This window comes from Pirellulales bacterium (genome assembly GCA_019636335.1).
In the GTDB taxonomy this organism is placed as follows: domain Bacteria; phylum Planctomycetota; class Planctomycetia; order Pirellulales; family JAEUIK01; genus JAHBXR01.
On sequence record JAHBXR010000002.1, the window covers coordinates 286,082 to 308,952 of the forward strand.

The 22,871-nt window shown below is 63.4% G+C and carries 15 protein-coding genes; 6 read left to right on the top strand and 9 right to left on the bottom strand.

Going from position 1 to position 22,871, the window contains the following annotated elements; genetic code table 11:
* Positions 1–4: 4 nt before the first annotated feature.
* The gene (locus KF708_03325) at positions 5–1,642 is read right to left on the bottom strand and encodes an FAD-dependent monooxygenase (GenBank protein ID MBX3411727.1); all 1,638 of its coding nucleotides are present in this window, start codon (positions 1,640–1,642) and stop codon (positions 5–7) included.
* Between the two features lie 255 nt (positions 1,643–1,897).
* On the opposite strand from KF708_03325, the gene KF708_03330 reads away from it, so the two are divergent.
* A complete protein-coding gene (locus tag KF708_03330; GenBank protein ID MBX3411728.1) occupies positions 1,898–4,342 on the top strand; it encodes a hypothetical protein in 2,445 nt (814 codons plus the stop codon).
* Positions 4,343–4,576: 234 nt separating this feature from the next.
* Positions 4,577–6,112, top strand: coding sequence for an alkaline phosphatase D family protein (locus KF708_03335; GenBank protein MBX3411729.1), 1,536 nt, complete (start codon positions 4,577–4,579; stop codon positions 6,110–6,112).
* A gap of 115 nt (positions 6,113–6,227) precedes the next feature.
* On the opposite strand, the gene KF708_03340 is transcribed toward KF708_03335, so the two are convergent.
* The 3 genes from KF708_03340 to KF708_03350 form a co-directional block, all read right to left on the bottom strand.
* Positions 6,228–8,300 carry a redoxin domain-containing protein gene (locus KF708_03340; protein ID MBX3411730.1) on the bottom strand — a complete coding sequence of 691 codons (2,073 nt, stop codon included), beginning with the start codon at positions 8,298–8,300 and terminating at the stop codon, positions 6,228–6,230.
* 222 nt (positions 8,301–8,522) lie between these two features.
* Positions 8,523–9,989, bottom strand: coding sequence for a DUF1501 domain-containing protein (locus tag KF708_03345; GenBank protein ID MBX3411731.1), 1,467 nt, complete (start codon positions 9,987–9,989; stop codon positions 8,523–8,525).
* A gap of 8 nt (positions 9,990–9,997) precedes the next feature.
* Positions 9,998–12,487: a PSD1 domain-containing protein gene (locus KF708_03350; protein MBX3411732.1), complete on the bottom strand. Its 2,490-nt coding sequence runs from the start codon at positions 12,485–12,487 to the stop codon at positions 9,998–10,000.
* A gap of 635 nt (positions 12,488–13,122) precedes the next feature.
* Between KF708_03350 and KF708_03355 the strand changes: the two genes are divergently transcribed.
* From KF708_03355 to KF708_03370, 4 genes are all read left to right on the top strand, one after another.
* Positions 13,123–14,244, top strand: coding sequence for a beta-lactamase family protein (locus tag KF708_03355; protein ID MBX3411733.1), 1,122 nt, complete (start codon positions 13,123–13,125; stop codon positions 14,242–14,244).
* 42 nt (positions 14,245–14,286) lie between these two features.
* Entirely contained in the window at positions 14,287–15,021 is a 735-nt protein-coding gene (locus tag KF708_03360; protein MBX3411734.1) for a PEP-CTERM sorting domain-containing protein, read from the top strand.
* A 344-nt stretch (positions 15,022–15,365) separates the two neighbouring features.
* Positions 15,366–15,944, top strand: a complete 579-nt coding sequence (locus KF708_03365; GenBank protein MBX3411735.1) for a lysophospholipid acyltransferase family protein — start codon at positions 15,366–15,368, stop codon at positions 15,942–15,944.
* Positions 15,945–15,984: 40 nt separating this feature from the next.
* Positions 15,985–17,523 carry a PD40 domain-containing protein gene (locus KF708_03370; GenBank protein MBX3411736.1) on the top strand — a complete coding sequence of 513 codons (1,539 nt, stop codon included), beginning with the start codon at positions 15,985–15,987 and terminating at the stop codon, positions 17,521–17,523.
* A gap of 22 nt (positions 17,524–17,545) precedes the next feature.
* On the opposite strand, the gene KF708_03375 is transcribed toward KF708_03370, so the two are convergent.
* The 5 genes from KF708_03375 to KF708_03395 all read right to left on the bottom strand — a co-directional run bounded on the left by KF708_03375 (position 17,546) and on the right by KF708_03395 (position 22,593).
* A complete protein-coding gene (locus KF708_03375) occupies positions 17,546–18,364 on the bottom strand; it encodes a nucleotidyltransferase domain-containing protein (protein MBX3411737.1) in 819 nt (272 codons plus the stop codon).
* On the bottom strand, positions 18,304–19,254 hold the full coding sequence (locus tag KF708_03380) for a nucleotidyltransferase domain-containing protein (GenBank protein MBX3411738.1): 951 nt from the start codon (positions 19,252–19,254) through the stop codon (positions 18,304–18,306). Before KF708_03380 ends, KF708_03375 begins: the two co-directional genes overlap by 61 nt.
* 231 nt (positions 19,255–19,485) lie before the next feature.
* Positions 19,486–20,409, bottom strand: coding sequence for an NAD(P)-dependent oxidoreductase (locus KF708_03385; GenBank protein MBX3411739.1), 924 nt, complete (start codon positions 20,407–20,409; stop codon positions 19,486–19,488).
* Positions 20,410–20,417: 8 nt separating this feature from the next.
* On the bottom strand, positions 20,418–21,257 hold the full coding sequence (locus tag KF708_03390; GenBank protein ID MBX3411740.1) for an AIM24 family protein: 840 nt from the start codon (positions 21,255–21,257) through the stop codon (positions 20,418–20,420).
* Complete coding sequence (locus KF708_03395; GenBank protein MBX3411741.1) at positions 21,205–22,593, bottom strand: DUF1501 domain-containing protein; 1,389 nt, start codon at positions 22,591–22,593, stop codon at positions 21,205–21,207. The genes KF708_03390 and KF708_03395 overlap by 53 nt, the downstream gene beginning before the upstream one ends.
* Positions 22,594–22,871 lie beyond the last annotated feature (278 nt).

A 22,871-nucleotide genomic window follows, 5' to 3' on the forward strand; every position in this document is an offset into this window, starting at 1 on the left:
TCGGCTATGATGCGCGAAGCACGCCGGCTAGATATCGGAACAGTCGCTCATGGTCGATTGCTTCCGCGCGATAGCCCACATAGCCATCCGGCCGCACGAGAAAGCCCGATCCGCTTTGCGGAACATAGACGTGTGCGAATTCGTTGCGGCCGTCGCTCAACATCGGCAACCCTTCGAGTGCGAGCACATCGCTATCCGCATGCACGATTGCGAGAACCTGGACCAGGCTTCCATACCGGGCCCGCAGTTCTGTGGCCAGCGCGAGGAAGCGTTCGCCATCTTCAACCGGTGACGATTCGCTGGAATAGAGCAACAGCGTGTGCCGTGGCCCGCGCAGCAGGTCGAACAGCCGCTCGTCGTGACGCACATAAGGACGCCGCAGACCGGTCACGTCGGGCGCGCGATCTCCGGCCAGCGGTCCTGCCCAGCGCTCAGCGGCATCGGCCGGTTCGTTGGCCACCCAAGGGCTATCGCGGTAATGGAGCCACAGTTGCGAATCTTCGCGCAGTGGCTCCTGTTCGTCGACGTCTCCTTCCATCACGCGATTCATCCGCGCGGTCGTGCGTTCGACGATCTGCCGGCCGATCTCGTGCCGCTCCGCGTGATAACTGTCGAGCAGTTTGTCGGCCGCGCGGCCCCGCACGGCCAGCGCCAGCTTCCACGCCAGGTTGTAGGCGTCCTGTAAACCAGCGTTCATGCCTTGTCCGCCGAGCGGTGGGTGCAAGTGGGCCGCGTCTCCCGCGAGAAACACTCGCCCCAAGCTGTAACGCGGCACCAGGCGATGGCTGATGCGATAGAACGACGACCACCGCAGGTTGCTCGCCTTGGCTCCCGCCGGGTACAGATAGTCGAGCATCTCCTGAATCGCCTCGAGTGGTGGGCCCTCGTCGCTCGCCCAGTGAGCCTGGCCGCTGGTCGTGAGATCCTGGGGTAGCATTTCCTCGGGAGCGACCGTGCTGAAGCGATAACGCCGCGAATCGCCGGGCACGGGTATGCACGCGCCCGCGCCGCGAAACTCCCCTTTTTCGATACGGGCCAGCTTGTACCCATACCCGCGCTCGAGCGTCCAATCGATGTCGATATCGGCCAGCATGAAGACCTGCGCGTAATGCTCCCCCTCGAAGTGGAGGTCGAGTGCGTGCCGCACGGCACTCCGTCCGCCGTCGCAGCCGACGACATATTTTGCCTGTACGGTCTCTACCGATCCGTCGAGGTGCTTCAAGCCGACGGTGACCAGGTCTTCTGTCTGGGCGAGCGAGACCAACTCGACACCACGCTCGGCGCCTCCAGCGAGCGTACCGAGATGTTCGGCCAGAATCTGTTCGGCGTCGTACTGGGCGAGGGTGAGAAAGCCGTATGCCCCCTCGGGGAGCGCGGCGCTGGAGATCTCCATGTCGGTGCCATTGGCGATGTTCACGAGCCCGCGCAGTCCCATGCCCGCCGTCAGGGCCTGGTGGACGATGGCCAGGTCGTCCCACACCTCGAGCGTGCGTGGCGTGATCCCCAGCGCCTTGCAGTGGGGCGATGGCTCTAAGAGCCGCTCAATGAGACGGCAGCGAACGCCATGCCGGTGCAGCTCGGCCGCCGTCATCAAGCCCACGGGCCCAGCCCCCACCACGAGTACGTCCATCATTTCACTCATGACAATCCTCATCAGCAACTCAAACGCGAACGTTGGTCGAAAAACCAGCGGTTCACTCAACCTCCGGAATCCTTCGCGTCTTCGCGGTGATCTCTTTTTACCGCGAAGACGCGAAGAGGTAATCATTCTTGCTGATTTTCGTGGTTTTCTATCTTTCTGGTGTGAATTCCTTGAATTGTCTACGGAGGGAGGCTGCAATGGGCCAATCTCGGGTATTCGTGAGCGGGCTGATTGGTCAAGACAGGCGGATGGTTCATGGATCGTCGATGGTTCTGCGGAGCGCTGACGGCGGCACTTCTCGTGTTCGCGCTCGTTGATGGTTCCAAGCGTGTTGTCGCCGATGACAAGGACACGTCTCCCATCGATCTGACGAAGGCGCAGCTGATCGTTCCGCAGGATCTCGATCCGCCCGCTCGCAAGGCAGTCGAGATGCTCGTCGACGAGGTGTGGAAGCGAAGCGGCGTGCGCTGGAGCATCGCACATCAGCTTGCTGCCGATTCCATGGCGGCCACGATTCTCGTCGGTTCGCGCGAGAAACTCGCAGGCATCGTGGGCGTCGCGGCGTCCCAGCTTCCGCCTGCGAATGCACCATCACCTGCCGAAGGCTACACGCTGCGCTCGACGGCTGACAAAGCAGACGCGGCGGCTCAAGTCATCATCGCCGGCAACGATTCGCGTGGTGTCCTATTCGGCGTCGGGCATCTGCTGCGTTCGCTCGAGATGCGGCGTGGCAGCGTGACGCTCCCCCTGCCGCTCAACGTCACCACGGCCCCGGCCTATCCGATTCGCGGCCATCAACTCGGCTATCGACCGAAAACGAACTCCTACGATGCCTGGGATCTGCCGCAATGGGAGCAGTACATTCGCGATCTGGCCATCTTCGGCGCGAATGCCATCGAGTTGATTCCGCCGCGCTCGGACGATGACGACGACGGTCCCCATTTCCCTCGGCCCAAGCTCGAGATGATGGCCGGCATGTCGCAGCTTGCCGCCGACTATGGGCTGGACGTGTGGATCTGGTATCCTGCGCTCGACGGCGATTACTCGCAGCCCGAGGTGGTCGAGCGTTCGCTCCAGGAATGGGGCGAGGTGCTTGGCAGCCTGCCGCGCGTCGACGCCATCATGGTGCCCACCGGCGATCCGGGCGACTCGCCGCCGCGAGAACTCCTGGCGCTCCTCGAAAAGCAAAGCGCGCAGTTGCGCAAGCTGCACCCCGGCGCACAGACGTGGATCTCCGTGCAAAGCTTCACCCAGGAAGCATGGGACGACTTGATGAAGCTGCTGGCAGCCGAGCCGGAATGGCTGGCCGGAGTGGTCTACGGCCCGCAGACGCGCGTCAGCCTGCCGAAGCTCCGCGCGGCGCTTCCCTCGCGCTACCCGATTCGCCGTTATCCCGACATCACGCACAGCATGCGCTGCGAGTATCCCGTGCCCGATTGGGATCTTGCGTACGCGCGGACACTCGCGCGCGAGCCGATCAACCCGCGTCCGCAGGATGAAGCGACCATCTTCCGCGCGTATCTGAGTGAATCGATCGGCTTCATCACCTACTCCGAAGGTTGCAACGACGACGTGAACAAGGCGGTGTGGAGCATCTTGGGCTGGGATCCCGAGGCGAATGTCGGCGCCACGCTGCGCGATTTTGGCCGCTATTTCATCGGCCCCGACATGGCCAACGATTTTGCCCAGGGGTTGCTCGCGCTCGAGCAGAACTGGCGCGGCCCGCTCCTGGTGAATGACAACGTGTTGAATACGCTGGCGCAGTTCCAGGACATGGAACGCCGCGCGTCGCCCGCACAGCGCGCCAACTGGCGTTTTCAGCAGGCGCTGTACCGCGCCTACTACGATGCCTACCTGCATCGGCGACTAACTTACGAGACACTGCTCGAAGAAGAGGCCACGGCCGCCCTCGCTACGGCGCGCACCGTCGGCAGTGCGGCCGCACTCGACCGCGCCGAGGCCATCCTGTCGCGTGCCGTTACCGAACCGGTGGCCGCCGACCTGCGCGCCCGCGTGTACGAGTTGGCCGAGGCCCTCTTCCAGAGCATTCGCATGCAGCTTTCCGTCGAACGCTATCAGGCGATCGACGTCGGTCGCGGGGCCTCGCTCGATACGATCGACGTGCCGCTGAACAACCGCCTCTGGCTCGCCGAGCAGTTCGCCGAAATCCGCCTGCTCGAGGGGGAACGCGAGCGGCTCGAGGCGATCGACGGGCTCGTCCACTGGACCGATCCAGGCCCAGGCGGTTTCTACGACGACACGGGCAATCCGCAGCAGATGCCCCATGTGGTGCGCGAGGATAAGTACGCCGAAGATCCCGGCTTCCTCGAACATACGACCGTCGGCTTCCACAACCTGCCGAACTGGCGCCTTTCGTGGTGTACCCATGTCGATGGCTTGTACGACACGCAGGTGAAAATGCACTACCCGACGCTCGATCCGCAGGCGCGTTACAAAGTGCGTGTCGTCTACGGCGGCGAAAATCGCACGGTGAAGGTGCAGCTTGCCACCGACGATGGCGTCGAGATACATCCCTACCTTGCCAAGCCGAATCCGTTGAAGCCGCTCGAGTTCGATATTCCCCCCGCGGCCACGGCCCTGGGCTCGCTCACGCTCGTCTGGACGGCCGAGCCAGGACGTGGCGGACCGGGACGCGGTTGTCAGATCGCCGAGGTGTGGCTCATCAAAGTGCCACAGTGACCTGCACGCCGCACGAGAGATCGGCCCGAGTAAAAATGAGTGCCAGCGTATATTCGCTTCATCGTTTCTTGACGTGGTCCCGTTACGCTGTCGGGGCACGTCTGTTTTTTTGACAGCCGCCGTGGGGTGCCTTAGAACTGCCACCATTGCCCAACTCTTTCGACGGTAGAACCTCGTAGCGGCGGGACAGCGCCACCGTAACGCCGCGACTTGATCGCACTGGAGTATCGCCACATGGATCGTCGTTCGTTTCTGCTCGCCACCGGTTCACTTTCTGCCGCCGCACTCTGGTCGTCGCGCGCGACGGGCGTCACGCGACGCTTTCCGAAGCTGGCCGATCATCCCTTCCAGTTGGGCGTCGCCTCGGGTGATCCCTCGTCGACCGGTGTGGTCCTCTGGACGCGGCTGGCGCCGAAACCGCTCGAAGGGGGCGGCATGCCGGACGAGGCGGTCGAAGTCTCGTGGCAGGTGGCGGACGACGAGCAGATGACGAAGATCGTCCAAGAAGGCAAGACCCCGGCCGTGCCCGACTGGGGGCACTCGGTCCACGTCGAGGTCGACGGCCTCCAGCCCGATCGCTGGTACTGGTACCAGTTCAAGGTGGGGAACGACACCAGCCCGAAGGGGCGCACGCGCACCGCCCCCGCCGTCGGCACGACGCCGGAACGACTGCGTTTCGCCTTCGCGTCGTGCCAGCACTTCGAGTCGGGCCTGTACACCGCCTACGAGCACATGGTCCGCGAGCCCCTCGACCTGGTGATTCACCTGGGGGACTACATCTACGAAGGGCCCGGCCGCGACGGCGGTGTTCGCAAGCACGTGGGACCCAAGCTCGATTCGCTCAGCGACTATCGCAACCGCCACGCTCAGTACAAGACCGATCCCCACCTGCAGGCCATGCATGCCGCCGCGCCGTGGCTGGTGACCTGGGACGACCACGAGGTCGAGAATAACTACGCCGACGGGATCTCGGAGAAGGGGACCACGGTCGAGAACTTCCTCGCGCAGCGGGCACGTGCCTACAAGGCCTACTACGAGCACATGCCCTTGCGCAAGTCGTCGTTGCCCGAGGGGCCCATGATGTCCCTTTACCGGCAGGTGGCCTTCGGCGACCTGGCCAATTTCTGGATCCTCGACACGCGGCAGTATCGCAGCGACCAACCGTGCGGCGACGGCGGCAAAGATCAATGCCCCGAGGCCCTCGATCCCAGCCGCACCATGCTGGGCGCAGCGCAGCGCCAGTGGCTCTTCGAGGGGCTGACCTCTTCGCCGACGAATTGGAACATCCTGGCGCAGCAGGTGATGATGGCCCGCGCCGACCGCCGGCCCGGCGAAGAACGCATCTTTGCCATGGATCAGTGGCCCGGCTACGAAGGGGATCGCCGCCGCGTGCTGAAGCACTTCTACGACAGCAAGGTCAAGAACCCGGTCGTGCTGACGGGCGACATTCACAGCAGTTGGGCGAACGAGCTGATCGCCGACTTCGACGATCTCGATTCGGCCGTCGTCGGCACGGAGTTCGTCGGCACGTCGATCTCGTCGAGCGGCAACGGCGATCCCACGCCCAAGTACCTGCCGGCGCTTTACGCCGAGAATCCCTTCGTCAAGTACCACAATCAGCAGCGCGGCTACGTCAGTTGCCAGGTCACGCCGCAGCAATGGCGCACCGACTACCAGGGAGTGGACTACACGAACAAACCAGGCGCCCCGCTGGTAACCCGCGCCTCGTTCGTCGTCGAATCGGGCAGCCCGGTGTTGCACACGGCCTAAACGCAGCCAAAGTCCCATGCGGAACTTCTCGAGTCGCTGCCTCGCGATCTTCGTCGGCGTTGCGCTTTATGCGTGCGGCGAGATCGCACGGGCAGAGGAGTTGATGAGATAACGCTCAGCCCCCGCTGGCTTCCGCCCTTGGCTCTGACTGGGCCTCATCCTGCTGCTTTTCCGACTTCTCTTGCGTGTCCTTCTTGCCGCTGTCTTGCATCAGCAGGCGGCGGAACATTTCGCCGCCGCGGCGGCCTTGCCCTGGGCCCGTTTCGCCCCCGCCGCCGAAGAGCTTCACCGCTTCGTCCGCGATGTGCGCACGCTGCTCTTCCGTCAGGTCAGCGTTGCGCCACTGCTTCATGAAGCTCATCATCATCGCCGGCGCGAGCTTCTGCATGATGTTGTCATCCTCGCTCACCGTCTGGAAGAGGATGAAGCACATCTCGTCGTCGCTGTCGTTGCCGAAGAGGACTTCCTTCGGCGGCGTGCTCGGATTGTGAGGATTATCGGCCGAGTTGTCGTACCAGGCCTCGATCTGCACCTCGGTCCCCTTGGGCAGCACCTTGGCTTCCTTGTAGACGTAGACGTCCTGCCAATAGAACTTCCAGTCCTTGATCCAGATCAGCGATTCCGTTTCGCCCGAAGGATACGTGGCGGTCACCTTTACCTCTTTGCCGATCAGATGCAGGTGGGGGAAGACCGAGTTCAACGTCAGGTCGGTCGGCAGCTTGAACGAGGTCTCGATCTTGTGCCGCGATTCGCCCGGTGGAATCGCCACGACCAGCGAGCCCGTGACGAACATCGACTGCGTCTTCATCTTTTCCTTGGGCTTGTCGGCAAAGTACAGGCCGACGCGCGACTGGTCGACCTCTTCCTTGCCGCTGGGATGCAGGTGGAGCTGCAAGAGCACGTCGGACTTTTGGGGAATGCGATAGCCGACGTCCTCGGGATAAAAACGGGGGGTCATCCCCGGCGTCCACACGCCCAGAAAGGCCGACATCGAACCTTCGATCGAGCCCGACGAACGATAGCCCGGCTCGGGCGTCTCCTCGTCGCGGCGCCGCGAGCCCCCCGTCGTGTCGAGCCCGATGATCGCGTGATGCACAACCGCGGGATTGCCCGGGCGGAACTCGATGCCCACGAGCGTCTTGTCCTCGGGGATCTCGATCGGCAGCACCCAGTGATGGAAGAGATCGCCCCCGTCGGCCGGCACGGTCACCGTGGTGGGCGCTTCGAGCACCACGTCGGGCGTGCCCAGCCGCCAGCCGCTGGCGAACTCGGGCTGGGGAGGCAGGTCGGCCTCGTCGCCGCGCGGAGTGCCCGAGGAGGCCCAGGTCCTGAGCAGCTCGATCTCGCGTTCCGTCAGCCGGCGCTCGTCGAGGAAGGCACCATGTCCCAGTTCGGCCTGCCAGGGAGGCATGGTGCCGGCGCTGGTGATCTCGGCCAGAAAGTCGGCCCGCTTGGCGGCGTCGTCATAGGTCAGCAGCGGAAAGGGAGCGACTTCGCCTGGTCGGTGACACTCGGCACACTGCGCGAACAGGATCGGCGCGATGTCGCGGTTGTACGTCACGGCGCCGTCGGCGGGCAGTGTGGCTCGCTTCTCGAAGGGGCAGCCAATCGTCTCGGTCGAGGCGACCGCGATCGTCTGGCCTTCAGCCAGCGCCGTCATCGCATCGAGCAGGTTATGCGTGGTGGGGGCGGGACGTCGCTTGCCGACGGCGGCATAAAGATCGTCGATGCGGCCGCGATAGACGATCTCACCCTTCGGGTTCATCACGAAGGCCTGCGGCACGTGCGTCGGCCGTAGCATTTCGGCCAGCTCGCCCGACGCGTCGAAGACTACCTGAAAGCCGATCTTGAACTCGTCGGCAAACGCCTTGGCAGCAGCACGGCTCACCGAGCGATCGGAGAGAACGCCGATCAGGTGTACCTTTTCGGCAGCGGCTGAGGCCGCGATGCGATTCAGCTCGGGAATGTACTGCCGGGCGATGGGGCACTCGGACGAGATGAAGACAAACGCGGTGCCGGCGCGGCGCTCATTCTCGACCAGCGAGACCGTCTTGCCCGCCAGATCGAGCGGCTTATAAAACCGCAGATCGGCCTTGCCAGCCGCAGGCGGTACAGTCTCGGGCTTGGCGCCCCAGGCCGGAGTCGCAACGAACAACGCGAGGAACGCCAATCCGTGCATCGTCTTCATGGATCACACCCGAGTGGTGGGAGAAATGGGGCGAAGAGGAACCGCCGCTCTTCGAACTCCGCGAACAGCGAGGGGACCGCAGAGCGACGAGCGGTTACCCGACAGACGAATGTCGGTCGCTGCGCCAAGAACCTCTGCCGCGCAGCTAGGGATAATACTCTCCGAGTGGCGGGCGAGTTGCAAGATGAGTTCCTTGCCCAGGTTACCATTCGTGGGGGTAAGCTACGCGATCAACTCGTGCAGCACCTCGCCGCGGACGTCGGTCAGGCGGAAGTCGCGACCTTGGAAGCGGTAGGTGAGCCGCGTGTGGTCGAGGCCCAGCAGGTGCAAGATGGTGGCCTGCAGATCGTGCGGGTGGACCGGCTTTTCGACCGGCGCCCAGCCGAGTTCGTCGGTGGCTCCGTACGAAACGCCCCGTTTCAGCCCACCGCCGGCCATGAACATCGAATTCGAAAAGGGGTGATGGTCGCGTCCCAGGAGCTTGCCGTCCTTGGTGCGTCCCTCGCGGAAGGGGGTGCGGCCGAACTCGCCCGTCCAGACGACGAGCGTTTCGTCGAGCAGTCCCCGCTGCTTGAGATCGGTAATCAGCGCGGCCACGGCCTGGTCCATGGGCTGGCAACGTTTGATGAGCCCCCCCTCGATTTCCTGGTCGGCGCTCGTGCCGTGGAAGTCCCAACCCCAGTCGAAGAGCTGCACGAAACGCACGCCCCGTTCGACGAGACGCCGGGCCAGCAGGCAGTTGTTCGCGAAGCTCGCCGCGCCGGGCTCGGCCCCGTAGGCCGCGATCACGTGCGCCGGCTCGCGGCTGATGTCCATCGTCTCCGGCACCACCGTCTGCATGCGGTAGGCCATCTCGTATTGGGCGATTCGCGTCTGCGTCTCGGGCTGGCCGAGTCTGGCCCCCTCGATCTGATTCAATTCGGCCAGCGCGTCGAGGCTCATCCGCCGCAGCGAGCGATCCATCCCCTCGGGATTCGACAGGTACAGTACGGGATCGCCCCCCGTGCGGCATTGCACCCCCTGATACACCGACGGCAGAAATCCGCTGCCCCAGGCCACCTTGCCCGCGCTGGGGAGCGAACGACCCGAGACGAACACGATGTAGCCGGGCAGATCGCGATTCTCCGAGCCGAGACCGTACGTGACCCACGAGCCGAGCGACGCCCGCCCCTGCGCCCGGGGGAAACCCGTGTACAGCAAGAGCTCGGCCGGACCGTGGTTGAACTGCTCGGTCCAGACCGACTTGACGATCGTCAGCTCGTCGGCGATGGCCGAGATCTTCGGCAGCGCCGCGGAGAACCACGCGCCGCTCTGGCCGTGCTGCGCAAACTTCTGCCGCGTGCCGAGCAACTTCGGCGTGCCGGAGGTGAAGGCGAATTGCTTCCCCTTGGTGAGCGACTCGGGGCAATCTTCGCTGTCGCGGCGGACGAGTTCCGGTTTGTAATCGAGCAGATCGAGATGGGGTGGCCCCCCCGACATCGAGAGGAAGATCACATTCTTCGCTCGCGGTGCGAAGTGTCCCGGCTTCGGCAGAAAGGGATCGACTTCGTCGGCCGCATCGAGCGTCGCGGCGCGAACGGGCCCTGCTTCGAGCAGGGCCAGGGCGATGCTCCCCAGGGCGCAGGCCGAATCGCGCAGAAAGTGCCGGCGCGTCCGCGCGGCCAGTTGTTCGATCGCCAGAGGGTGCATCGCGTCTCTCACGGTTTGGTCAGCGTTTCATCGAGATTCAGCACCACGTTTGCCACTACGGTCCAGGCGGCCGCCTCGATGGGATTCATTCCCGCGGGCAGCGGCCCCATCGGATTCGTGGCCAGCGCCGTGGCCTTGGCCTCATCACTTGCAAGTGACGCCTGCGCCTGGTCGAAGAGCGCCACGAGTCGGTCCGTCTCTTCCGGGGTGGCCGCGCGACCGACGGCGAGCCGGATCGCGCGAGCGGTGCGTTCCGCCGTGGTTGCTCCCGTATCCGCCAGCACGCGGCGAGCCAGCGCCTGGGCGCACTCGACGAACACCGGGTCATTCAGCGTGACAAGCGCCTGCAGTGGCGTGTTCGTGCGCATGCGGCGCAGCGAGCAGACGTTTCGTTCCGGCGCGTCGAACGCCACGAGCGAAGGGTAAGGCAGGTTGCGCCGCCAGCGCGTGTAGATCGCGCGGCGATGGGCGTCCTCGCCTTGGCTCGTCTCCCAATCCGTGCTGCTGCCGAAGGCGGCCGCCAGTCCGAAGGAGGGTTGCTGCGGTTGGACGGGCGGGCCAAACATCTTCTTGCTCAACAAGCCCGAGATGGCCAGGGCCTGATCGCGGATCGTCTCGGCCGCCAGACGCACGCGCGGTCCCCGCGCAAGCAGGCGATTGTAAGGATCGCGCGTGGCCAGCTCGGGATGCAGTTTCGACGATTGCCGATACGTCGCCGACATGACCAGTTGCTTGAGCAGACGCTTCGTGTCCCAGCCACTCTCGCGATACTCGACCGCCAACCAGTCGAGCAACTCGGGATGCGACGGCGGATCTCCCTGCATGCCGAATTCTTCGGCCGTTTCGACCAGTCCGATCCCGAACAACTCCTGCCAGAGTCGATTCACCGCGACGCGCGCCGTGAGCGGATTGTCGGGCGACACGATCCACTGTGCCAACCCCAGGCGGTCGAGCTTCGTCTCGGCCGGGGCCGCGTGCAGCACGGCAGGCGTGCCGGGGGTCACCGGATCGCCGGGGCTGAGAAACTCGCCGCGGTGATAAACGAAGCTGGGACGCGGCGTCCCGTCACGCATGATGGGCACCGTTGTGCTGACCGTGGCGTGCTGCTTCTTCGCCGCACGGAGCCGTTTGTCGAGCTGCTTCCATTCTTCCGACAACTCGCGGTGATGCGACTGGAGCTTTTGCCGTTGGGCCTTGTCTCGTTGATCCGCCGCAATGGCGAGAATCTCGCCGATTTCCTTGGGAAGCACATCGGCCGCCACCGCTTGCTCCCAGGCCGGCTGTTGCTCGTCGCGCACCTGGGTGGCGGCATCCCAGGCGGCCTGCGCGACGGCGAGCTCGTTCTTCGTCTGCGCGAACTCCGCGTCGCTTCCTGCCGCGGCCACTTCGATCGTCGGTTCGTCGGTGTTGAAATCGTCGGTGTTGTTGAAGATCGAAAAGACCTGGTAATACTCGCGCTGCGAGAAGGGATCGTACTTGTGATTGTGGCACTGGGCGCAGGCCATCGTCGTCCCCATCCACACGGCAAACGTGGTGTTCACGCGGTCCACCACGGCGGCGTGGCGGAACTCTTCCAGATTCACGCCCCCTTCGGTGTTGAGTTGCGTGTTGCGATGGAATCCCGTCGCCACGATCTGTGACGTGGTGGCCCCTGGCAGCAGGTCGCCCGCCAGTTGCTCGAGCGTGAAACGATCGTACGGCATGTTCGCGTTGAGCGCCTCGATCACCCAGTCGCGCCAGCGCCAGATGGTGCGCGGACCGTCGGGGGCGTAGCCCTGCGAATCGGCGTAGCGTGCCAGATCGAGCCAGAGCGCCCCCCAGCGTTCGCCGTACGCGGGCGAGGCCAGGAGACGATCGATCACCTTTTCATAGGCGTCGTCGCTCGCATCCCCGTCGAAGGCGGTTACCTCTTCGGGGGTCGGAGGGAGGCCCGTCAGGTCGAGCGTCACTCGCCGCAACAAGGTCGAGCGATCGGCCGGTTCGCTCGGCGCGAGCCCTTCCTCTTCGAGCCGGGCCAGGACGAACGCGTCGATCGCTCCCTGCGGCCATTGTTCGTGACGGACGTGCGGCAGCGCAGGTCGCACCGGCGCGACATAGGCCCAATGCTTCGCATAGGGGGCCCCGGCGGCGATCCAGCGCCGCAAGGTCTCGACTTCCGACTCCGTCAGACGCCGCCCCATCTCCTCGGGGGGCATCGCGAGTGAGGTGTCGTTCGCGGTAATCCGGGCGAGCAATTCACTTTCGTCAGGCTTGCCCGGCACGATTGCCCGCTCGCCGCTCGGCAACTCGGCGCCGGCATGCTCGGCATCGTCGAGTCGCAGTCCGGCCTGCCGCGAGCCGTCATCCGGTCCGTGGCAGTTGAAACAGTTTCGCGCCAGGATCGGACGCACATCGCGCAGGTAGTCGACCGGCGGCGCCGCGCCAACACGGGGCGGCGCGGCGCTGGCCCACAACGCTACGGCGACGATTCCCGGCAGGATGAAACTCGCACGAGACACGCAAGTCTCTCCTCGAAGGTGGGCAAGGGCCAAGATGGGCAGGTGGCATGTATGAGAGACCTCTAGGATACCCCCCACGGGTGGCCACGAACAAGCATTTGTGCCTGTGTCTCGGTCTCCTTCGTCCGAGGGGGTGTTGTCGATCGAGTCGACGTGCTGTGTCGACACATTCGACATGCAGCGCAAGCGGTCGCCGAAAGTGGGGGCAAAAACACGCGGTTTTTGCACTTCGTGCGTTGTTGGCAGGCTGGCACGAACTTTGCCCTGCTGGGGCAACGGGCAGATCTGCACATCCTGGCTCTACCTGCTCTGCTAATGACCATTTCTTGAGACGACGTTCAACAGATCGTCACCGCGTTTCTGCCATCATCCGCGGTGCCGATGCCGTTCGGCGCATCGTCTCTTCTTCTTGCCGCCCGGCCAACGCGCTTCCCGGGCCGACGTCGATCTGAACTCGGTCGCTGCACGCGACCGCGCGGTGAGGTTCCCCGGCGGAGACGATCCCTCGGTTTGACTCGGGCGAAACGGCTCGGCGGCATGCTCTGATTCACGTAGCAGTAGCCGTGCAACGCACCGGTGCCCTGCGTGTCGACCTTCAGATTCCCGTGAGCGTTAGGAATGGAGACGATCGGTTGATGACCCCTTTGCTTCGAATCGTGTCGTGTCTGGCGATGATCGCCTGCGGCGAGATTGCCGCTCCTCTGCTTGCCTCGGAGCCACTACGTCAGGCATTGGAGGCCGAGTTGGCCGCGATCGAGTGTCCCGGCGCCATCGTCGGCTTCGTCCAAGGGAACGCCGCGCCGCAGGTCTTCGTGCTCGGGATGGCGGACGTCGATTCCAAGGCCCCCATGCAGCGCGATTTTCACATGCGCGTGGCCAGCGTCACGAAGCCATTTTTGGGAACCGCCGTCCTGAAACTGTGCGATGAAGGAAAGCTCTCGCTCGACGATCCCATCGAGCAGTATGTGCCCAGCGTGCCTGGTGGCGATGCCATCACGCTGCGTCAATTGGGCAACAACACCAGCGGTCTCTTCAACGGCATCGAAAACAAGGAATTCCAGGCCGCGATCGTCGCCGAGCCGCAACGCGTTTGGCGCGATACCGAGATCCTCGCCTTCGCCACCTCCCAGCCGGTCTACAACGAGCCGGGGGCCGCGTGGCGCTATTCGAATACGAACGCCGTGCTCCTGGGCATGGCCATCGAGAAGGCCACCGGCGAGTCGTACGAGCGCGCGATCGAGCGGCACGTGCTCGAACCATTGCGGCTCCGGCAGACCGGTTTCGCCACTACGCCCGGTCCGCCTGCACCGGCGCCGAGTGCCTATCGCAACGGGTACAAGCACAAGTGGCTCGGCTACGGCGATACGTTCTACAACGTGACGCCCTACAGCGCCGCGTGGACTGGCGCCGCCGGCAATATGTATTCCACGGTCGACGACCTGCTCCGCGCCGGCGAAGCGATCGCCAAGGGGACGCTCGTCAGCGCCGCCGCGCGCGAGGAACTGCACCATTGGGTCCCCACGACGCAGGCCGGCCTCGAATACGGCTTCTGCATCGGCAAGCAACACGAGGCGATTGGCCACTTGGGGGACGTGCCGGGCTTCGCCGCCTACATGGGCTATCTCCCCGCGCGCGATCTCACGCTCGTCGTGCTCGCCAATCTGTCGAACGCCAAGGACGGGTCGAGCCCCTCCGAACGCTTGCGCGACCTCGTCATCCGACACCTTGCCCAGGAGGACGCCAGTGAAGGCAAGTAATCGTCGGTACCGATTTCACTCGTTCTCTTGGGAGCTTTTTTCATGTATCTGCGTTTGACCGCTTTGCTCGTTCTGTTGTCCGGTATTGCTCTTTCGCCCGTCAACGCCTGGGCCGGCATAGTCCTGCTGCACGGCATCGCCGACGGCGACAGCACCTATTACGAATACAACTCCGACGCTTTCTTCCGCATGGATCTGCCCGACCCTGGCACGTCGCAACAGCGCTTTCATGCCATCAGCGACCCCAGCGTCACGTTCGGCAATCCTGCCTTCGACGGATTTCCGCACGACGAGTTCTTCCGCATGGGATCGGTCACGTACAACGACGCCGATCTCGTCGGCGGCAGCGGCGTGGCCACCATTACGGCGCTGAACCTGGGGGTGACCGTCGATCCGCTCGATCCGTCCTACATGAACTATGCACGCTGGACGATCGATACGTTGGTCCACAGCTTTAACGGCACGGTAACGGTCGTCGATGGTGTGCCCACCGCCATGGACCTGGTGAGCGATATCAACCTGCGCATCAACCTTGGCACGGTCACCATCGATAACCTCGGCACGTTCAACGTGTCGGGCAACCGGTTCTACGTCGATGCCTCGGGTAATCCCACGACGGGCGACGAGCCGTTCGATCAGTTTGTCTTCGATTTTCAAGGCACGCTGACGACCGTGCCCGAGCCGTCGACGTATCTGGTGGCGATGCTCGGCACGGTCGGTGTCGGGTTGATCGGTTGGCGGCGACGCGGTCGAAGACTGCCGATCAGCAATAGCTAGGCCAGTACGGCCTTTCACGTGCAACAAGAGCCGATCCCGGCCCGGTCAGCGGATACGCGGCCGAGTGGGGATCGGCTTCGTTTTTGCGCTGCAGATGCGCGAGATCGCCCGAGCGAAGCTTCGGTTCATCCGTCACTCGATCGAAGCGCGTATTCCCATTCACGCGTAACAACGGGCGCGAGCTCACGCTGAGAGGAGCAGCATCGAGGCGACTTTTCCGTAATAGCAGGCAAGCACTGGCAATTCGTTCCGGCGGGGGCGAGAATCGGCCCTTTGGCGACGTGTCAGGCTGCCGTGGTGTGGCCGGCTCGCCGCTGGCCCCCCTCTCGGAACAGAAAGCGCGCATGAAACGTTGGTTGGGTCGTTTCTATCTATGGCTTCGTGGCTGGAAGATGGAGGGGGAAAAACCGCCCTTCAAGAAATACGTCATTCTCGCCGCACCGCACACGAGCAACTGGGATGTCCCCCTGATGTTGTCGATGTCGTACATCTACGGCATTCGCGTGTCGTGGATCGGCAAGCATTCGCTCTTCAAGGGACCGCTGGGACCCTTCATGCGTTGGATTGGCGGCGTGCCGGTCGATCGCCGTGCGCGACACAATGCCGTGCAGCAGATGGTCGATGAGTTCGCGCGTCGCGACGAGCTCTGCATCCTTATCACCCCCGAGGGTACCCGCAGCCGTGCTGAATACTGGAAGAGCGGCTTCTACCACATCGCCCAAGAGGCCGGCGTGCCGCTCGTGTTGGGATTGCTCGACTTTCGCCGCAAGGTGGGAGGACTCTACGAAGCCTTTATTCCATCGGGCGACTTGAAGGCCGACATGGATCGCATCCGCGCGTTCTACAGCGGCGCCACTGCCAAGTTTCCCGAACATTTTGGCCCCATTCGTTTGAAAGAAGAAGCGACCGTCGCCGTCGAGTAGCACACGCAATGATCGACGGCATAACTCAGGAGAGGTCCGCATGATTCGTGTCGGCTTTGCCACCTGGTGCGCGTCGATCGTGGTCGTGATGTTGGGGAGTGGCGTTGCATGTGCCGTCGAGGCTCCGTCTCGTAGCGCCAAGGAAACGCCGCTGGGCAAGATCGACCGCGCGCTGTTCGAGGCCGAGAAACGCAGCTTTTGGATCAGTCCCGATGGCCGCCGCTACGCGTTTCTCACGGAGAAAGGTATCAACATCGACGGACGCCAGCACGATTACGAGTTCGGCATCGGGGACAACAGTTTTTCGTTCAGTCCCGATAGCCAGCACACGGCCTATGCCGCGCGCGTGCCCCACCACGGAGCCGGCAGCGTGATCGTCATCGACGAGCAGCCGAGCGAAACGATCTATTCGCACGTCTCGGGCCTCACGTTCAGCCCCGACAGCAAGCACTATGGCTGCATCGCGCGGCTGCGTGCTTCCTCGTTCGACGAAGTGCCGGTGATCGACGGACGCGAAGGGGAGCCCGCCGAGGATTTCAGTTGGGAAGTTGCCTTTACGGCCGACAGCCAGCGTATGGTGTACGCCGTCGAGATCGACGATGCGTACGTGATGCGAGAGGATTCTATCGATGGTTCTCAGCCACGTATCCAACGCGATCACGGTCCGGCAAAGCTGACCGGCAATTTCTTCCGCGGTCCGCAGGGACAATTGGGCTACCTCGCCAAAAAAGAGGGCAAGCAGTTCGTCGTCTACAACGGCCAGGAAGAACCGGTGCGGCTGGAAGAAATCGTCATCGACGACATCTTCCTCAGCGACGATGGCGAGCATCTGACCTACCTTGGTGAACCGGCGAGCTTCCGCGCCGCGGTCGTCCACAAGGGCAAACGGGGTAGGGTCTACAACGATATCCTCGCAGGCAGCCTCGCCATCAGTCCCGACGGCAAGCACTTCGGCTATGCCGTCAAGGATTTCCGCAAGTACTTCGTCGTGCTCGACGGGCAGGAGGGCAAGGTCTACGACGGAGTGACGGGGCCGGTCTACAGCCCCGACAGCAAACGGGTGGGTTATCTCGCCGTGGCCAACGGGCGGGTCTTCTCGGTCGTCGACGGTCGCGAAGGCAAGGCGTACGACGATCGAGGCATGCCCGTCTTCAGCCCCGATGGCAAGTCGGCCGCCTATTGGGCGGAAGACGGCGGCAAGCAGTTCGTCGTCGTTGGTGGGCAACCGCAGCAGGCCTACGACGAAGTCGGTCCGCCGTTCTACAACCAGGATGGATCGCGACTCGTCTACGCCGCGCGCACCGGCGATACCTGGCAGATCGTCGACAACGGCCAGCCCGGCAAATCCTACACCGACATCCTCGGTGGCTTCGTTTTCAGCGACGACAACCAGCGAGTCGCCTACGTGGCCCTCGACGGCGAGAAGCAAAAGCTGATCGTCAATGGCGTGGAGGGCCAGCCCTACGACGAGATCATCAACTTCCAAGGTGGCAAGATCCACCTCGATCCCAACGGCGCGCTCCACTACATCGCGCTCCAGGGAGATGAACTGGTGCTGGTCGAAGAGACAGCGGAATAGCGAGGATCTTACACGCCGGCGTTTAGCCCGCTGCTCCGAGTCGCAGTCGCACGACAAGATCATTGAGTTGCGCCTTGCCGCTGCTGTGTTCCGGCAGGCTCGATTGCCGCGATGCTTCCTCCAATTCTCCGACGAGGCGCGCATACTCTCGTTCGTGGAATTCGAGATCGGCCGCCTCCAGTTTTCCTTTTTCGGGGCCGGCCAGCTTCCGGGCGACAAGATCGTCGATGTGGGGCAAGCCAACCTGCTCATTGAGCTTGAGCAGATTGGCCTCGAGCTGGCCGCTGCGCATCAAGTAAATTCCGGTCAGCAGCACGCGATAGACGTACAGTAGGGGTTTGACCCGCGGTGGTTCTTCTTTGCGAAACAACTTCCATTGCGTGGCGGCGAAGCCCAGGTAGTGATGCGCATGGTGCCGAGTGATGCAAGCCGGCGCGATCGCCTTGAGCTCTTCGTGGAACGGTGTCGAGGCCACCACCAGTGGCGACAGCAGTTGTTCGAGGACATAGCCGTTCTTGCGCAGCATCAGTCCCACGAACTTTTTGACATCGTGCGTTACAAGATCGATCTCGAGCCCCTCGTGAATGCCCGATCGCTCGACCGTGTCATGCTTGTCGGCGTCGAGCCCGACTACTTGCTCCAGCGGCAGGACATGAATGCCGCGCAAATCAACGTCGGAATCAGGCGACGGAAAACCGTAAAGGTGCGCGCCGCTAATCGTCGCGAACACGAGCGGATAAGGATGCGCGTCAACCTGGCGTTGCAGTTTGGCGTAGTCGATCACGGCAATGCCTCGCTGGCGGCAAGCCGCCGCGATTTTACTAGAAAGTCGTTCGCACATTCGTAGTCGGGACGCTCGGGCAGGCTCGTCTGCGCGTACGCCTGATCGAAGCGCGCGTGCAGATCGAGACGCCACGCCTCGACTTCGTCCCAAGGCAACAGGCCTTGCCTGACCGCCAGCAGTCGTTCGCGATGCTCGCCGACGTGAACGGGCACGTACCCCTCACGCAGCACTTCGATGCCTGCCAGCAGAAGCCGTAGCAGGTGCATGACGTGCTTCCATTTCACCTGGCCATGATTCTTCAGGTCGGCCTGCATGCGCTTGAACTGCGACATCACGTAGCCGTTGTAGGTCTGATACACGACACGCGAGAGAAACATCTCGCGCAGCTCGAGCAGTTCCTGCGCCACAGGCGTCGCATACTCGACCAGCGGCGTATACAGGCATTCGAGCACGTTGGGATTACCCTTAAGCGCCATCACCAGAAACTTCTGCAGCTCCCAGTACGCCTCTTGCGTCGCGTCGTTTTCAAGTTGCTCGGGCACGCCGTAGAGCGACCAATGCAGTTCGGCCGGGGGCAAATAGATGCCGCGCCGGTCGGTATCCGATTCCTCACCGGCGAGTCCAAAGGCCCGCGAGCCGATCACGCAACGATAGATAACCCGATCGAACAAGCCGTGTCGCGAGAGTACCTCGTCCGAGTCATGCACGGCCCCCTGCTGGTACTCGGCCAGCAGGCTGAGTTGATGGTGGTGCAAGGGAGCCTCGAAACCATCAACGAAGCGAATCCGATATGCGTGCGAACGATCCGCCGGCGCGGCCACAACCACGCCAACGGCGCCGGCCGGATGAACCTTGCGCCCGTGCGAACCCTGGACCTCCTTCAGCGCGACGACCTGCGTCCCGACCGAGTAGATCAAGTTGGCGCTGTTATGCACGCGAGGCTTCATGACGAGAATCGAGCAGTTGGCATGTGTTTGCGGCAGACTGGGGCCGATCGAACTATTTTCCCCCTGCGCTGCCAATGAACCCAGGGCGACCAACGGGAACACGGCCGGCGTGCCAGTGATCAATACTTCAGGGCTCACTTGCCACGCAGCCATCAATACGATACCAACCATGCGGCGAAGGTTCGCGGCAGGCCGCATGTTGTCTCTGGAAATGCCGGTCGAGCGTAGCCATTATTTACTGGTGTTGCTGCGGCGCGTGGCTTCAATCGCTCGCAGGACAGCACTATTGTCCTGTTCGCCCAGGCCGAGGTGTTCGGCCAATTCCAGCAACTGGCGATGCGTTTCGCTCAACGGCAGGCGTTGGCCCTGCCGCTCGGCGGCGGCGAGCATGAGCCGTACGTCTTTGAGATGTTGCGAGAGGCGTGCCTGCGGCTCGAAGTCCCCCCGGATCATCTTCTCTCCCTTGGTGTCCATCGCCCGCGAGTAGGCCATGCTCGCCCGCAATACCTCGAGCGCCTGCGCCGGGTCGAGATCGAGCGTCCGAGCCAGCACGAGCCCTTCGGCCAGGGCCGCACGATTCAGCCCGAGCACGAGATTCGTCACCAGCTTCATCCGCGCGCCGCTGCCGCAGGGGCCGGTGTGAATCGCCTGCCGCGAAAGAACGGCCAGCAGCGGTCGACAGCGTTCGAACGTCTCGCGTGGGCCCCCCACCATGAAGAGCGCCTCGCCGTCGCGCACCTGCACGCTGCTGCCGGAGATCGTCGCGTCGAGATAGGTGACGCCGCGCGAGGCAAGCTCTGCACCCAAGGTAGCCGTGGCGTCGGCATCCCCCGTGGTGGCGTCGAGAATCACCGTGCCGGGTAACAATGACCTGCCGAGCGAGTCGATTACGTCGCGTGTGATCCCATCGTGCGGAAGTGCGAACAACAGGATAGAGCATTGCGCGGCCACCTCGGCGGCGGCATCGCAGGGTGTGCCGCCGATCGCGCGCAGCTCCTCGCGCCGATCGGTTACGACGTCGTAGCCCAGCACGCTCCAATGGCCGGCGATCGCTCGCGCTGCGAGCGCGCTGCCCAGCAACCCCAATCCGACGATTCCCAGCGGACCGCGCTGCGCATCCTTTCCAGCATCAATCGGATCGATTCCAGTGGTCATCGATTCGTTCACGCGGGCGCTTGCTGAAACGTGAGTTCTTCGGCCGGTTGCACCACCACGAAGCCATCTCCGTCGAAGTGCATCTGGATCGATTCACCGCTCCCCCGGCCGACGAAGGTCTTGAAGCTGATGTCGGTCTTGAACTCGGGCGAAAGATTGCCCGACCAGGCGACCGTGGCGTTCGGATCGGTCGAGACGGGCTGTCCCGGCTGTACGCGCAGCGTCAGCGGATCGTGATGCGTGGTGATGGCCACCATGCCCGAGCCTTCGAGCCGCACGTTGAACAATCCGCCCGCTACCATGGCGGTCATCTTGCGCATCATCTTGATATCCCAGCCGATCACGGGTTCGAAGGCGAGCAGATCGTTGCCGTTGACGACGATAGCGTCGCTGGTGAGCTCGATGATGGAGATCTTCTTGCCGCCGTCGGCCAGGTAGATCTTGCCTCGACCTTCGGCCTTGGTGAGCCGAGCCCCCTCGCCGCTTACCATGCGCTTGAGCAGCCGGCCGACGCCGTGTTCGAGTACCCCCTCGCGTTTGAATTTCACCTGCCCGCGATAGGCGATCATCGAGCCCATCTTCGTCCAGACGGTGCCGTTCAAGTTAATCTCGAGCACGCGGTCGTTCTCGAGCTCGAACAGCCCTTGTCCCCGATCGCGCTGCGCGGTTTTTTCGACGAACTCTTCGATCGAATAGCGGCTCACCGACGTCCCTCCCCCTTCAAGACGGTGTGGCACTGCTGACTTGCCCAGCAATGTGCTTCTGAACCGGCTGGGCTTGTCAGCAGTCAAAGCATCAACTGCCCAAGCCTGGAATCGGATCGTAGCTGGCCGCCTGCACGACCTCATTGGGCATGCCGCGCACCAGCCGCAACTCGGCCGGATCGACGAGACGTTGCAGGACGGTGCCGATCAGGTGGCGATTCGTCACCGGGTTCGTCTGTGGCGCCGAGCCATCGCGGGCCGATTGACCAACGATCTGTCCCATCGGCAATCCGCCGCCGTGCAGCAAGAGCGGAGCAAGATTCCCCCAGTGGTCGCGGCCGCCGTTGGCATTCAAACGGGGCGTGCGCCCCATTTCGCCGCAACACACGAGCAGAATGCGGTCGGTCAGCCCGCGTTCGGCCAGATCCTCGACCAAGGTCGACACGGCATGGTCGAGCGGCGGCGCCATGTAGCACATGCCTTCTTCCATCGTCGCGTTGTTCACGTCGGCATGCATGTCCCAAACAAAGCTCGTCGTCACCGTAATGAAGCGGCAGCCCGACTCGCACAACCGCCGCGCGAGCAGCAGCAGCTTGCCGAGCGACTTCGCGTTGTCGCAGTAATGCTCGTAGTTGTTCCACTTGCGGTCGATCTGATCGGGCCGCACCAGCGGGGCGGTGTCGTAACGCTCGATCGTGCGGGCATCCTCGCGCGAAAGATCGAACGCCTTGCCCACGCCACCGATCACCGTCTCGAAGGCCTGCTCGCGCAGCGTGTCTATGGATCCCAGTTGCGATGCGCGATCGCGTGCATAGCGCAAGCGGTCGAGGCCGGTGAGAATCGTCCGCCGGTCGCTCAGACGCGCTATCGGCAGATTCATCTGCATGTCTTGCTGTAAGTCGCTTCCCGCGCCCGGCACGAACGGAGCGGCCGTACTGCCGAGCGCACCGGTCGATTCCAGCCGACCGAACTGCGTGATCGGCGCACCGGTCGAATCGTCGACGGCACGCGGAAACAACATGGCAGAGCGTGGCATGCCGGTGCGGGGATCGGTATTGCCGGCGGCACGGGCATAGATCGCCCCGATACTGGCCCCGGCCGTGTCGCGGCACACCACCGGCTTGATGTCGTGGTTGGCATCACCGGTCGTAAACGAGCGCACGATCGTCAATCGATCGGCTAGCGTGGCCAGGCGCGGAAAGTCGGTGCCGAAGGTGACGCCCGGAATCGCCGTGGCGATCTCGCCATTCACGGCGCGAATATCGGCGGGCGCCGACATCTTGGGATCGAACGTCTCGAACTGACTCGGTCCGCCGTGCAGAAAGAGAAAGATCACGGCCCGATCGTGCAGCAGCGCCGGCGAAGCGGCGGCCCGAGCCGTCAGCAGCGAGGGCAACGACAGTCCCCCCAGTGCCAAACTTCCCACGCGGAGAAAGTGGCGCCGCGTACCTCGAGATGTCTGGTCGAACAGGGTCAGCATCGCGCGGTAATCCTGGCGTTTGTTGCGAGGCACAGTATAGAGCTATTCGCCTTTGTGAGTCGACGTTCTTCCTCCAACTTTCGCCGTTAATCGCTTTGAGTGGTTGCTCGATGCCAGTCAGCTCCACAAGCGAAGCACTGTTGGGCACGTTGCGTTCGTAGCAATTTGCCACAGTGCGGACACGGAGGCAGCTCGTAAACTATTCCCAAAAGTACTTCTATGGCTTGCTTCGAGCGCTTTAGGGAAATCGCGTGAGACTGTCCATAAAGTGTGATAGC